Source organism: Actinosynnema sp. ALI-1.44 (genome assembly GCF_001984155.1).
Lineage (GTDB): Bacteria > Actinomycetota > Actinomycetes > Mycobacteriales > Pseudonocardiaceae > Kibdelosporangium.
Genome location: NZ_MTQO01000038.1, coordinates 66,475 through 79,352, shown reverse-complemented (window position 1 = coordinate 79,352; position 12,878 = coordinate 66,475). Strand labels below are relative to the sequence as shown.

Here is a 12,878-nt window from a genome sequence, read left to right as displayed (position 1 = left end):
TTGCACAACTGGCAGGGGGTCAGGCCTCGGAGGGGTGGCGGCTCGCTTCGTCGACCAGTGCCGCGTAGCCGGGCTTGATCACGGTGTTGATCAGGTCGAGCCGCTCGTCGAAACCGATGAACGCCGACTTCATCGCGTTCACGGTGAACCACCGCAGATCGGCCCAGCCGTAGCCGAAGGTGTCCACCAGCGCGGCCATCTCGCTGGACACGCTGCACCCGCTCATCAGGCGGTTGTCCGTGTTGACCGTCACCCGGAACCGGAGCTCGGTCAGCAGGCCGATCGGGTGCTCGGCGATCGACGCCGCCGCACCGGTCTGGATGTTCGACGACGGGCACATCTCCAGCGGGATCCGGCGGTCCCGCACGTAGCTGGCCAGCCTGCCGAGGTGGGCCGTGCCGTCGGGGTCGACCTTGATGTCGTCCATGATCCGCACGCCGTGCCCGAGCCGTTCGGCGCCGCAGTGCTGGATCGCCTCCCAGATCGACGGCAGGCCGAACGACTCACCGGCGTGGATGGTGAAATGTGCGTTCTGCTGGCGCAAATACTCGAAGGCGTCCAGGTTGCGCGTGGGGGGGAACCCGGCTTCCGGCCCGGCGATGTCGAACCCGACCACGCCGTGGTCGCGGTACCGCACGGCCATTTCCGCGATCTCCGCCGAGCGGGCGTTCTGCCGCATCGCGCACAGCAGCGTGCCGATCCTGATCTTGCCGCCGGTCGCCTTCTCCCCCTCGCGGAAGCCCGCTTCGACCGCCTGGATGACCGTGTCGAGGTTCAGGCCCTTCTCGGTGAACAGCTCGGGGGCGTAGCGGACTTCGGCGTAGACGACACCGTCGTCCGCGAGGTCCTGTGCGCATTCGGATGCCACCCGAACGAGGGCTTCCTCACTCTGCATCACCCCGCACGTGTGCGCGAAAGTCTCCAGGTAACGCTCGAGCGTGCCCGCGTTGGCCGCTTCGGTGAACCACTGCCCCAGCTCGGCCTCGTCGGTCGTGGGAAGATCGACATAGCCTGACGCGTCGGCGAGTTCGATCACCGTGCTCGGCCGCAGGCCGCCGTCCAGATGGTCGTGCAGCAACACTTTGGGGGCACGTCTGATCGCGTCGGGGGTGACCGGGTTCGGGTTCGACATGCCAGTACGTTACCCGCCCCTGCCGTCACCCGATCGTGTCCAACCGTGCCCACGTACTGTGTCCACTCGGTCATCGCCCGTACCGGGCGCCGTACCGCCGAACGGCCCAATCGGCCGAGATCATCTAACACGAAACTAACGGGTGGTGTATGGACGCGTTTTGGGACTGGCTAGGCTCCCCTGCGTCTCCCCTCCCCAGGACGAAGGTCACCTCCGTGAACGAGAACAACAACGCCACGGTGTCGTTCGACCGGATGCGCAACATGCTGACGCGCGCGGCCGAGATCCGTGAAAGCGAACAGCAGCAGGTGTTCGACGCACTGGACGAGATCCACGCGCGGCTCTCGCCGCTGGACTCGCTCGGTTCGGTGCGCAAACGCTTGTCCGAGCTGCCGGACCGCACCGAGGTCGGCGTGATCGCCGAGCGCCTGGACGAGGCGATGGCGAAGCTCGAGGCCCAGGACACGGCCATCGCCAGTCTCGCGCGTGCGGTCGAGTCGATCGTCGACAAACTGGCCACCCCCTTCGCCCAGCTCGACGGCCGCCTCGACGGCGTCGTCGGCAAGATGGAGGGCGTCGTCGGCCGGATGGACGGTCTCGAGGACAAGCTGGCGAACATCCACCGGCGGATCGACTCCCTCGACGGGCACCTCGACAAGCAGGACGCCCGGATCGACACCCTGCCCGGCCAGGTCCACGTGCCGGTCAAGGAGCGCATCGACACGCTCGAAACCGCGCTGCGCGGCCGTCTTGACGAGGTCGACGAAGGCGTGCACGAGCACCTCGACGGCACCAAGGACGCGCTGCACCGGCATGTCACCGAGGTCAACGACGGGCTCGCGCACAAGCTCGACGAGACCCGCGACACGGTCAACTCGACCCGCGACAAGCTCACTTCGGCCGTGTCCGACTCCCGCGAAGCCCTGAACTCCGCGGTCGCCGAGTCGCGTGACTCGCTCTCGTCGGCCGTCAGCGACTCCCACGACTCGCTTTCGTCGGCTGTCACCGACTCTCGCGACTCGCTGGTGAGCTCGCTCGGCGACACCCGCGCGGGAATCACCCACTCCCTGGACGAGGCCCGCACCGCGCTCAACGCCGCGCTGGAGGAGACCAAGGAGACGATGGACGCCAGCGACCGGCTCGAAGCCCTCGCGCAGCGCCTGGAGCAGGCTCTCGGCCGTCTCGACGACATGGCGACCAGGCTGGACACCGTGGAGGACGGCTTCGCGGCCCGCCTCGGTGAGCTCGGCGGGACCTTGGAGCAGAGCCTGACCAAGGTCCAGGGGACGCTGGCCGCTCAGCCGGACACCACCGTGGTCACCTCGCTGGTGAAGAAGAGCAACGAGGAGACCGAGCGGCGGATCGGCGGTCACCTCGACGAGGCCATGGCTACCTTTGCCGAGCTGATGATGGGTGGTGGCCCGGCCATGCCCGCGGCTCCGCCTTCGACGCTGCCTCGTCAGCAGCGCCGCGCCCGTGGCAGCAAGAAGGTCAACGGCGAGAAGCCGCGCATGGAAGAGCTCGAGGAAGCCGACTCCGGCGACGACAACTGACAAACCCCAGCTCAGCTCTCGTGAGTGGAAAACGGGTTGGAACCCGTGAAACACTCACGAGGGCTGAGCCGGGTGTTCAGCGGACAGTGTCGATCACGAGTTTCCGCTCGGCTGGCGCGTTTCCGATGCTGTACGCGCCTTCCAGCGCTTCCAGTGCGGCTGAAACAGCGTCAGGTGTGTCCGTGCGCAGTTCCAGGAGCGGGTCGCCCTGGGCGACCTGGTCGCCGGGCTTCGCGAGGCACATGACGCCCGCAGCGTGCTGCACGGCGTCTTCCTTGCGGGCTCGTCCCGCTCCCAGTCTCCACGCCGCTACGCCGACGGCGTAGGCGTTCAGGTTCGCCAGGACACCTGTCTCGGGGGCGGTCACGGTGTGCACGTGTTTCGCTTTCGGGAGCGCGGCTTCAGGATCGCCGCGCTGGGCGCTGATCATTCGCGCCCACGTTTCGTATGCCCCGCCGTTCGCCAGGACCTCGGCTGGGTCTGTGCCGATTCCCGCCAGGGTGAGCATTTCCCTTGCCAGAGCCACCGTCAGGTCGATGACGTCCTGCGGGCCTCCGCCCTTGAGGACCTCGACGGATTCCTCGACCTCGACGGCGTTGCCGACCGCGCGGCCGAGCGGCACCGACATGTCCGTCAGCAACGCCGTCACCTTGCGGCCGTGCTGCTTGCCAATTCCGACAAGGGCTTCGGCCAGTGCGCGGGCGTCGTCGACGTTCTTCATGAACGCGCCGGAGCCGACCTTCACGTCCAGCACGAGCGCGTCGGCGCCCTCGGCGATCTTCTTGCTCATGATCGAGCTGGCGATCAGCGGGATCGACTCCACCGTCGACGTGACGTCCCGCAGCGCGTAGAGCTTCTTGTCGGCGGGCGCCAGGCCGTCGGTCGCCGCGCAGACGACCGCGCCCACCTCGGTGAGCTGCCTGGTGATCTCGTCGGTCGACAGCTGGGCGCGCCAGCCCGGGATCGACTCCAGCTTGTCCAGCGTTCCGCCGGTGTGGCCGAGGCCACGCCCGGACAGCTGGGGGACGGCCGCGCCGCACGCGGCGACCAAGGGGGCCAGCGGAAGTGTGATCTTGTCACCGACGCCGCCGGTCGAGTGCTTGTCCACCGTCGGCCGGTCGACCCGCAGGTCGAGTCGTTCCCCTGAGTCGATCATCGCCTGGGTCAGCCGCGCGGCCTCCGCGGTGTCCATCCCGTTGAGGAAGATCGCCATCGCCAACGCGGACATCTGCTCGTCGGCCACCACACCGCGGGTGTACGCGTCCACCACCCAGTCGATCTGGTCGTCGGTCAGGCGGTGACCATCCCGCTTGGCCCTGATAACGTCCACAGCGGACAGTCGTTCTCGGCTCATGACCGTCAACCCTAGACGCTGGGCGGGATGAGTCCCGCCTCGTAGGCGACGATCGCCGCCTGTACCCGGTTGCGCACGTTGAGCTGCTTGAAGATCGTACTCACGTAGACCTTCACGGTCCCCTCCACCACGTGGATGTGCCCGGCGATCTCGGCGTTGGACATGCCGGTGCCGATCAGACCGAGCACCTCGCGTTCCCGTTCGGTCAGCCTGGTGACCTGCTGGGACGTCCGCAGCCGCGGGCCGCCACCGGAAAGGTGGTCGACGACACGCCGGGCGACCAGCGGCGACAGGTACGCGGCACCGGCGGCGACCGCGCGGACGCCCGCGATGATCTCGTGCGGGTCGCCGGTTTTCAGCACGAACCCGCTCGCGCCCTCGGTGAGCGCGCGGGACACATTGGCGTCATCGGCGAAGGTCGTGAGGATCAACGCCGCTGTCCCGGTGTCCCGTTCGCGGATCTCGGCGGCGGCATCGAGCCCGTCGAGGTCGGGCATCCGGATGTCGAGCACGGCCACGTCCGGCCGGTGCGCCAGCACCTGCTCGACCACGGCACGCCCGGTGCCCGCCTCGGCGACGACCTCGATGTCCCCGGCTGACGCGAGAATCGTGCGTACACCCATGCGTACGACAGGCTCGTCGTCGGCGAGCACGACTCGGATCATCTTCACATCCTATGGACCTCGTACGAGCAGGGTCTTGTCCACGAGGACACCGTCACGGAAGCACAGCCTGTACAAGTCAAGGCGACGCTCGTCGAACGGGTTGACGTGCGTGCCGTAGTGCCGACAGGTCGGGTTGGCTGTGTCGTCCACCCTGGTCCTCGACGGCACCAGGTCGAGGACCTCGGCCTCGGGCTGCCCGATCCGCAGGCGTTCGAAGTCGGCGGGGGCCAGCGTCGAGGACACCGCGTCGTACACGAGGTAGGCCAGCGCCGGGATCACCAGCGCACCGGCGATCCCGGCGGCGAGCAACATCGTGCGCCGGGCGCTGTGCCGCACTCGTTGTTCCACGAGCCTGCGGTGACTGGTCGACGTGATCGTTGTGACGGGTTCGTCCGGCAGGTGCACGACGACCGCGAACCCGCCATTGGACGTGGGTCTCGCGTCGAACCGGCCGCCGACGAGCGTGACTCGCTCCGCGAGCCCGAGCAGTCCATAGCCACTCCCCGTCGTGTCGGCGGACCGTTGTGCTGGTTCGTTAACGACGTTCAGGTCGATGCCGTCGCGTGTGGACCGCAGGGACACGTCGACAGCGGAGCCGGGGGCGTGCTTGATCGCGTTGGTGAGTGCTTCGGTGAGCACTCGGTGGATCGTGCGTGCGATCACGGCATCCGGTTGTCCTGCGCCGGTTACGGTCAGGTCGATGTCCACCCCGGACTTCCGTACGCGGTCCACGACGTCCTCAACGGACTCGACGACGTCGTCGCTCTCGGCGCGCAGCAACCGGACGACGTCGGCAAGGCGTTCCGCAGCCGCGGTGACACTCGCCCGTGCCGCACCGGCAGCCGCACGCTGTTCAGCGGGAAGGCTGGCCGAGACCTCGAGCGCCCCGACCGTCACCGCCGCCCGAGCGAGTTCGTGGCCGACCAGGTCGTGCATCTCCGCGGCGAGCCGTGCCCGTTCCCGGATACGCGCCTGGTCGGCCTCCCGCTCCCACTGTTCGGCGCGGTCCCAGCCTGCCTGGACCATCTCGGCGTACCGGCGTCGATAGCGACCGATCGACCACGGCACCACGCCGAACACCGCAGTACCCGCCACAGCGGCGATGGACGTGTCCGCCCCACCCCACACAAGGCCGCCGAGCACCCCGGTGGCAACGGCTGCCGACAACGCGACAACGCCCTGATGACCGGTTGTCGCGTGCTTGCCAGCGAGGAAGCTGAGCGTGATGAGCCCGAAGGACAGCGTGAACGTGCTCACGGTGCTGTCCACCGACACCCGGGAGAAGAAGGAAACCTGCCACGCGGCGAGCGCCACGACGACCACAGCAACGGGCCTGCGGCGAACCAGCACCACGCACGCCGCGAGCACAGCCAAGTACGCGATCGCCTCCCACACGGGCATGCGCCCAGGCAACGAGGTCACCACGGCCCACAAGACCGGCAGGGCGGTCAGTACCCACAGGCTCAACGCACGCACGATCTGCATCATCTCCCCAACAGCAGCGCGCCGCCTGACCGCGCCCGCATTCGTGCCACAACGGGAGTCATCACCCGCGCCAACGGCCCTGCGACCAATGCAACGCCCGCACCCAACAGCAAACCGACGAGAACATCGTGCGGATAATGCACGCCCTCGACAACACGGGCCACAGCAACCAGAACCGCCAGGACGACGGCAACAACGCCGAGTACTCGATGCACCAATATCAGCCCGACCGCGGCGGCACCGGCGATTGTGGCGTGATTGCTCGGAAACGACCAGTCGCCGACCTCCGGGCAGGCCGCGAGTCCGCGACACGGCCGTTCCTCCTTGACGAGGACCTTGAGGACCTCGCTGACCAGGTACGCGAACGCGACCATCAGCGGAGCGACGACCGCCAGCGACATCCGCGCCGGGCCTTGGCGCCGTGCACGGAACCAGACAATCGCGTAAGTCAGAACGAATCCACCGATGATCGCCTCGGCGGCAGTGTTGGCGATTTCCTCCATGCATTCGACGCTATGGAAATCACCTTGCCCCCACCGCTGCCCGAAGGCACCGGTCACCCTTTGCTTTCGACAGGTCTGCCGACCTGTCCTTCAGCGGCGTTGTGTCCGCAGGTGGATGCGTTCACCCTGCTTGCCGAACAGGCTGAGCACCTCGCAGCCGCCGCGCCCGGCCGCACCGAACCAGTGCGGGATCTGGCAGTCGAACTCCGCCGCCTCGCCCGCGCCCATGACGAAGTCCTGCTCGCCCAGCCGCACCCGGAGTTTCCCGGAGAGCACGTAGAGCCATTCGTAACCCGCGTGCACCCGCAGATGCGGTTCCTCGTCGTGCGCGGGGATGGTCAGTTTGTACGCGCGGGGCTCGCTTTGGTGGCGTGACAACGGGATCAGGACCCGGCCGCCCGACTTCGACGGCTGCTGGGGGATCCGCGGGTCCACGATCCGGGGCGCGGCGACGATCTCGTCGAGCGGGATGCCCAGCGCCGCCGTGACCGGCAGGAGCAGCTCAAGGCTCGGTTTGCGCTGTCCCGACTCCAGTCTGGACAGCGTGCTGGTCGAGATGCCGGTCACCCGTGTGAGGTCGGCGAGGCTGACGCCCTTCTTCTCCCGGGCGCGGCGCAGGCGCGGGGCGATCTGCTCGATCACGGCGTCGACTGTCGGCTGGCCGTCCATGCCACCAATGTATCCCGGAATCGGCAACGCCCTTTGCCGGAAGTCGGTCGCTGTCCCGATCCTTCCGGTGGAGGTGATCCGAAATGGACAAGAGGGTGCCGGTCGGGGTGTACCTGCTGGGGTTCAGCCTGTTCGCGATGGGCACGGCGGAGTTCCTGCTGGCCGGGGTGCTCCCGGCGGTCGCGGCGGACCTGGAGGTCACGTTGTCGTCGGCCGGGATGTTGATCACGGCGTTCGCGTTGGGTGTCGTGGTCGGCGGGCCGCCGTTCGCGGTGCTGAGCCTGCGCTGGCCGCGTCGCACGGCACTGGTCGCCAGCCAGGCCGTGTTCGCGGCCAGTGTCGCCGTCGGGCTGCTCGGCGACTACCAGACCCTGCTGGTCACGAGGGTGATCTCGGGTATCGCCTACGCCGGCTTCTTCGCCGTCGCGTCCGTGACCGCGATCAGCCTGGTCACGCCGGACCGCAACGCCCGCGCGTCCGGAGTCGTGGTCAGCGGCCTGAGCGTCGCCATGGTCGCCGGTGGCCCCGTGGGCACGCTGATCAGCCATTTCACCGACTGGCGCGGCGGCTTCTGGGTCGTGGTGGCACTGACCGCCGCGGGCATGGCCGGGTGCCTGCTCGGGCTTCCCGCGACCAGGAGCGCGGCACGGCCGAGCGTGTCCCGTGAGCTGGCCACGATGCGCGAACCGCGGCTCTGGGGCATGTTCGCGATCACGATCCTGACCACGGCGGCGTACATGATCACGTTCAACTACCTCGCGGCCATCCTCGCCGGCATCACGGGCGTGCCCGAGGTGTGGATCCCGGCCGTCCTCGCCCTGTTCGGCGTCGGTGCCTTCGCCGGTCTGTCGATCGGCGGCAGGATCTCCGACCGGCGCCCGCACTTCGCGTTGCTCACCGGCGCGGCGTCGACCGTGGTGCTGTCGCTCGTCCTGGTGGCCGGGATCGAGCACGTCCTGGTGGTGGTGCCCGTGGTGTTCCTGCTGGGTGTCGGCGCGTTCCTGCTGAACCCGGCGATCTACGGGCGGGTCTTCGCGATCGCGTCCGCCGCGCCGACGCTCGCCGGGGCCACCACTGTGTCCGCGTTCCAACTGGGGATCAGCCTCACGCCCGTCTTCGCGGCGGTGTCGCTCACGCAAGGCGCCGCGCTGACGTCCGTGAGCCTGATCGGCGCCGCCATGGCCCTGGTCGCCGTCCCGGTCATCCTCCTCGACCGGGCAGGTCTTCGGGACCGAAAGCGTCCGGAAGCACTTCGCTCATAGGCAGAATCCCGCGAGGCGTGTCCAGCAGGCAGTCCGGGCCGCCGAACTCGTAGATGATCTGACGGCACCGGCCGCAGGGCATCAGCAGTTCCCCCGTGCCGCTGCGGCAAGCCACGGCGACGAAACGGCCACCGCCCGTCAGCTGCAACTGTCCCGCCATCGTGCACTCGGCACACAAACCCAAGCCGTACGAAGCGTTCTCGACGTTGCACCCGGCCACGGTCCGGCCGTCCGAGACCAACGCGGCCGCGCCGACCTGGAGACCGGAGTACGGGCAGTACGCCTGGGCGGCGGCTTCGACAGCCGCCGCCCGCAACTTGTCCCAGTCCGGGGTCATGTGCCCTGGCCCCGGCGGTAGATGAACCCGTCCGCTTGAGGCATGCGCAACCGTTGCGAGGCAACGGCAAGCACGATCAGCGTGACGAAGTGCGGTGCGTACGGCGTGAGGTCACGCGGCAACTCGTCCACCGAGTAGTAGATCGCGTACAACAACCCGGCGGCCAGCACAGCCGCGCCCGCAGCGAACCACTTGCGGCGGAACAGTTGCACGACGACCACGACCACAAGCAGCAGGACCGCCGCGTACAGCAACGCCAACACGGCCGGGCCACGACCGGACAGCTGCAAACCGTCCGTGTAGCCGAACAACGCCGAACCACCCAGCAGACCACCAGGCCGCCAGTTGCCGAAGATCATCGCCGCGAGGCCGATGTAGCCCCGGCCGTTGGTCTGGTTCTCCAGGTAGTCGGCGCCGTCCTTGAGCAGCACCAGCGACGCGCCACCCATACCGGCGAGGCCGCCGGAGATCAGCACCGCCGTGTACTTGAAGGCGTACACGTTGACACCCAACGACTCCGCCGCCGTCGGGTTCTCACCGCACGACCGCAGCCGCAGGCCGAACCTGGTGCGCCACAGGATCAGGTAGCTGATCGGCACCAGCAGGATCGCGATCATCGTCAGCGGCGCGACCTGGGTCAGCAGGCCGCGCAGGATCCCCGCCACGTCCGACACGACCACGCGCTGCTCGGATTCCAGATCAGCCAGCCAGCTGGTGATCCCGGTCGCGGAGTACGTGTCGAACTTCGGCACGACCGGCGACTGCCGCGGGTTGCCCGACATCGGCTGGAAGACCAGGTGCGCCAGGTATTTCGCGACACCGAGGCCCAACAGGTTGATCGCCACGCCGGACACGATGTGGTTCACGCCGAACGTCACGGTCGCGATGGCGTGCAGCAGACCGCCGACCGCGCCGAACAGGATCGCCGCCAGCAGGCCGACCCACACCCCGCCGTAGTACGAACCGAACGCGGCACCCCACGTCCCGAGGATCATCATGCCCTCGAGACCGATGTTCACCACGCCCGCGCGTTCCGCCCACAAGCCACCGAGCGCGGCGAGCAGGATCGGCAGCGCCAGCCGCAGCGCGGTCTGCGTGGTGGTCGACGACGTCAGGTCGACGTTGCCGGTCAGGTACGAAGCCGTGGCCAGCACGGCGATCGCCCCGACGGCCCAGAGCACACCGGTGAGCCAGCCGGGGATCCTGCGGCGCTTCGGCGGCGGGGCGACGTGGACCGGCCCGGTGACCGGGTTGTCCGCGATACCGGCGGCCATCAGACACTCCCTCCGGCAGCGACGTCACTCGTGTCCCTGCCGAGTTGGCGGCCGACACGGCGTTGCTCGGCGGCCAGTTCCATCCGGCGCACGATCTCGTACGCGATGACCACGGACAGCACGATCGCTCCCTGCATGATCGTCGTGATCTCCTGCGGCACACCGACGTTGTCCAGCGACACCGCCGACTTGTCCAGGAACGCCCACAGCACGGCACCCAGCGCGATACCGCCCGGGTGGTTGCGGCCCAGCAACGCGACCGCGATACCGGCGAACCCGTAACCGGCAGGCGAAGTCTGCAGGTACTCGTGGTCACGGCCCAGCAGTTCCGGCAACGCCGTCAGCCCGGCGACACCGCCGGACAGCAGCATGGCCGTCAGGATCATCTTGCGGGCGTCCACACCCCCGGCAGTCGCCGCGGTCGGCGACTCGCCGCTGGCCCTGAGCTCGAAGCCGAACCTGGTCCGGTTGAGCAGGACCCAGTAGCCGATGCCGACGAGCGCGGCGACGAACACGAACCCGAACAGCGTGCCGCCCTCGCCGAACGGGATGCCCGGCATCCAGCCCGACTCCGGAATCGGCTTGGTGGCGATGTTGTTGCCGATCTGCACACCGAACGCGTCCGTGCTGACCAGGTACGCGATCAGGCCGATCGCGATGGCGTTCAGCATGATCGTCGAGATCACCTCGGACACCCCGCGGTAGACCTTCAACAACGCCGGGACCAGCGCGTACAACGCACCGGCCAGCACGGCGACGATGATGATCAACAGAGTGTGCAGCACGGGCGGCAGCACTGTCCCGCCGCCGACGATGGCCGCGATCACCGCGGCGAACCGGTACTGGCCCTCGACACCGATGTTGAACAGGTTCATCTGGAAGCCGATGGCCACGGCCAGACCGGCCAGGTAGTACACGGCGCCGCTGTTGAGCGTGTCGATCGCGGTGGTGCCGCGGAAGAGCTGACCGAGCATCGCGCCGAACGCGTCGAGCGGGTTGTCGCCCGAGATCAGCAGCGCGATGGTGCACAGCAGGACCGAGAACAGGATCGCCAGCGCGGGCGGCAGCAGCTTGCCCCGCAGGGTCGTCTTCACTTTAGCTAGCCTCCCTTGCCGCGGAGCCGGTCATCGCGGAGCCCAGGTCCTCGGCGGTGACCGTCGCGGGATCCTCCTCGGACACCAGACGGCCGCGCAGCATCACCACGATCCGGTCGGACAGGCCGATCAGCTCGTCGAGGTCCGCGGAGATCAGCAGCACCGCGAGACCGTCGGCCCTGGCCCGGCGGATGTGTTCCCAGATCAGCGCCTGCGCGCCGACGTCGACGCCGCGGGTCGGGTGCGAGGCGATCAGCAGCTTCGGGTCACCGGACAGCTCACGGCCGACCACGAGCTTCTGCTGGTTGCCGCCCGACAACGCGGCCGCGGCCACGTCGATGCCCGGGGTGCGCACGTCGTAGGCGTCCACGATGCGCTGCGTGTCCTGCCTCGCGCCCGCGATGTCCAGCCACTGTCCCCTTGAGACCGGCTTGCGGGTCTGGTAGCCGAGCACCCGGTTGGCCCACAACGGCTGTGTCAGCAACAGGCCGTGCCGGGTGCGGTCCTCGGCGACGTAGCCGATCCCGGCTTCCCGGCGGGCGAGCGTGCCGAGTTTGGTGATGTCCTTGCCGTCCAGCGTGACCGTGCCCGCGCTGCCCCGGCGCATGCCCATGATCGTCTCGACCAGCTCGGTCTGGCCGTTGCCCTCGACACCGGCGATGCCGAGCACCTCACCGGAGTGCACGACCAGCCCGATGTCGTCGAGCACGGCACGAGCCGATCCCGCCTCCTCCAGCCGCAGGCCGGAAACCGTGAGCACGGCCTTGTCGGTCACGGTGGACTCGCGGGTCTCCGGGCTCGGCAGCTCACTGCCGACCATCATCTCGGCGAGCTGACGCGAGCTGGTCGTCTTCGGGTCCGCGGTGCCGACCGTGGTGCCACGCCTGATCACCGTGATCGAGTCGGCGATGGTGCGCACCTCGTCCAGCTTGTGCGAGATGAAGATGAACGTGAAGCCGTCCCCGCGCATCTGCCGCACGGTGTCGAACAGGTCGTCGACCTCCTGCGGCACGAGGACCGCTGTCGGTTCGTCGAGGATCACGATCCGCGCACCGCGGTAGAGGACCTTGACGATCTCGACCCGCTGCCGGTCGGCGACACCGAGGTACTCGAGCGCGATGTCCAGGTCGGCGGTCAGCCCGGTCCGCTTGGCCAGTTCGGCCACCCGCTTGCGCGCCTTGGCGCCGATGCCGTGCAGGCCCTCCGCGCCGAGCACGATGTTCTCCAGCACGCTCAGGTTGTCGGCGAGCATGAAGTGCTGGTGCACCATGCCGACGCCGACCTTGATGGCGTCGGACGGGTTGCGGAACCGCACCGGTTCGCCGTTCACCTTGATGGTGCCCTCGTCCGGGTGGAGCATCCCGTACAGGATCTTCATCAGCGTGGACTTGCCCGCGCCGTTCTCGCCGCAGACCGCGTGCACCTCGCCGGTGCGCACTGCGAGGTGGATGTCGCTGTTGGCGACCACCCCGGGGAATCGCTTGGTGATTCCCTCCAGCTCAACGGCCAGGTCGTCAGCCATCTTCGCCTCCCAGGAAAAACCTCGTGAG

The 12,878-nt window shown here is 68.4% G+C and carries 12 protein-coding genes; 2 read left to right on the top strand and 10 right to left on the bottom strand.

Annotated elements, in window-relative coordinates; all coding sequences use genetic code 11:
- Positions 1-19: 19 nt before the first annotated feature.
- Positions 20-1,132: an adenosine deaminase gene (locus ALI144C_RS12055; protein ID WP_076987166.1), complete on the bottom strand. Its 1,113-nt coding sequence runs from the start codon at positions 1,130-1,132 to the stop codon at positions 20-22.
- A gap of 254 nt (positions 1,133-1,386) precedes the next feature.
- On the opposite strand from ALI144C_RS12055, the gene ALI144C_RS12050 reads away from it, so the two are divergent.
- Positions 1,387-2,685, top strand: a complete 1,299-nt coding sequence (locus tag ALI144C_RS12050; RefSeq protein ID WP_076987311.1) for an apolipoprotein A1/A4/E domain-containing protein — start codon at positions 1,387-1,389, stop codon at positions 2,683-2,685.
- Between the two features lie 76 nt (positions 2,686-2,761).
- On the opposite strand, the gene ALI144C_RS12045 is transcribed toward ALI144C_RS12050, so the two are convergent.
- The 5 genes from ALI144C_RS12045 to ALI144C_RS12025 all read right to left on the bottom strand — a co-directional run bounded on the left by ALI144C_RS12045 (position 2,762) and on the right by ALI144C_RS12025 (position 7,361).
- The gene (locus ALI144C_RS12045; RefSeq protein WP_076987165.1) at positions 2,762-4,039 is read right to left on the bottom strand and encodes a thymidine phosphorylase; all 1,278 of its coding nucleotides are present in this window, start codon (positions 4,037-4,039) and stop codon (positions 2,762-2,764) included.
- Positions 4,040-4,050: 11 nt separating this feature from the next.
- On the bottom strand, positions 4,051-4,704 hold the full coding sequence (locus ALI144C_RS12040) for a response regulator transcription factor (protein WP_076987310.1): 654 nt from the start codon (positions 4,702-4,704) through the stop codon (positions 4,051-4,053).
- Between the two features lie 9 nt (positions 4,705-4,713).
- Complete coding sequence (locus ALI144C_RS12035; protein ID WP_076987164.1) at positions 4,714-6,192, bottom strand: sensor histidine kinase; 1,479 nt, start codon at positions 6,190-6,192, stop codon at positions 4,714-4,716.
- Positions 6,189-6,692 (bottom strand): phosphatase PAP2 family protein, encoded by a 504-nt coding sequence (locus tag ALI144C_RS12030; protein WP_076987163.1) that lies wholly within the window; start codon positions 6,690-6,692, stop codon positions 6,189-6,191. Before ALI144C_RS12030 ends, ALI144C_RS12035 begins: the two co-directional genes overlap by 4 nt.
- A gap of 90 nt (positions 6,693-6,782) precedes the next feature.
- Complete coding sequence (locus tag ALI144C_RS12025; protein WP_076987162.1) at positions 6,783-7,361, bottom strand: helix-turn-helix domain-containing protein; 579 nt, start codon at positions 7,359-7,361, stop codon at positions 6,783-6,785.
- Between the two features lie 83 nt (positions 7,362-7,444).
- On the opposite strand from ALI144C_RS12025, the gene ALI144C_RS12020 reads away from it, so the two are divergent.
- Complete coding sequence (locus ALI144C_RS12020) at positions 7,445-8,623, top strand: MFS transporter (RefSeq protein WP_076987161.1); 1,179 nt, start codon at positions 7,445-7,447, stop codon at positions 8,621-8,623.
- Here ALI144C_RS12020 and ALI144C_RS12015 read toward each other — a convergent pair.
- From ALI144C_RS12015 to ALI144C_RS12000, 4 genes are read right to left on the bottom strand one after another with little or no spacing between them, the layout of a single operon-like run.
- Positions 8,562-8,960 (bottom strand): cytidine deaminase, encoded by a 399-nt coding sequence (locus ALI144C_RS12015; RefSeq protein WP_076987160.1) that lies wholly within the window; start codon positions 8,958-8,960, stop codon positions 8,562-8,564. The genes ALI144C_RS12020 and ALI144C_RS12015 overlap by 62 nt on opposite strands.
- Positions 8,957-10,234 carry an ABC transporter permease gene (locus tag ALI144C_RS12010; RefSeq protein ID WP_076987159.1) on the bottom strand — a complete coding sequence of 426 codons (1,278 nt, stop codon included), beginning with the start codon at positions 10,232-10,234 and terminating at the stop codon, positions 8,957-8,959. The genes ALI144C_RS12015 and ALI144C_RS12010 overlap by 4 nt, the downstream gene beginning before the upstream one ends.
- Complete coding sequence (locus ALI144C_RS12005) at positions 10,234-11,328, bottom strand: ABC transporter permease (protein WP_076987158.1); 1,095 nt, start codon at positions 11,326-11,328, stop codon at positions 10,234-10,236. The genes ALI144C_RS12010 and ALI144C_RS12005 overlap by 1 nt, the downstream gene beginning before the upstream one ends.
- Before the next feature lies 1 nt (position 11,329).
- The gene (locus ALI144C_RS12000) at positions 11,330-12,850 is read right to left on the bottom strand and encodes an ABC transporter ATP-binding protein (RefSeq protein ID WP_076987157.1); all 1,521 of its coding nucleotides are present in this window, start codon (positions 12,848-12,850) and stop codon (positions 11,330-11,332) included.
- Positions 12,851-12,878 lie beyond the last annotated feature (28 nt).

Coding starts and splice junctions, on each gene's coding strand:
- ALI144C_RS12055 (WP_076987166.1), bottom strand. CDS start 1,132: ATGTCGAACCCGAACCCGGTCACCCCCGACGCGATCAGACGTGCCCCC.
- ALI144C_RS12050 (WP_076987311.1), top strand. CDS start 1,387: ATGCGCAACATGCTGACGCGCGCGGCCGAGATCCGTGAAAGCGAACAG.
- ALI144C_RS12045 (WP_076987165.1), bottom strand. CDS start 4,039: ATGAGCCGAGAACGACTGTCCGCTGTGGACGTTATCAGGGCCAAGCGG.
- ALI144C_RS12040 (WP_076987310.1), bottom strand. CDS start 4,704: ATGATCCGAGTCGTGCTCGCCGACGACGAGCCTGTCGTACGCATGGGT.
- ALI144C_RS12035 (WP_076987164.1), bottom strand. CDS start 6,192: ATGATGCAGATCGTGCGTGCGTTGAGCCTGTGGGTACTGACCGCCCTG.
- ALI144C_RS12030 (WP_076987163.1), bottom strand. CDS start 6,692: ATGGAGGAAATCGCCAACACTGCCGCCGAGGCGATCATCGGTGGATTC.
- ALI144C_RS12025 (WP_076987162.1), bottom strand. CDS start 7,361: ATGGACGGCCAGCCGACAGTCGACGCCGTGATCGAGCAGATCGCCCCG.
- ALI144C_RS12020 (WP_076987161.1), top strand. CDS start 7,445: ATGGACAAGAGGGTGCCGGTCGGGGTGTACCTGCTGGGGTTCAGCCTG.
- ALI144C_RS12015 (WP_076987160.1), bottom strand. CDS start 8,960: ATGACCCCGGACTGGGACAAGTTGCGGGCGGCGGCTGTCGAAGCCGCC.
- ALI144C_RS12010 (WP_076987159.1), bottom strand. CDS start 10,234: ATGGCCGCCGGTATCGCGGACAACCCGGTCACCGGGCCGGTCCACGTC.
- ALI144C_RS12000 (WP_076987157.1), bottom strand. CDS start 12,850: ATGGCTGACGACCTGGCCGTTGAGCTGGAGGGAATCACCAAGCGATTC.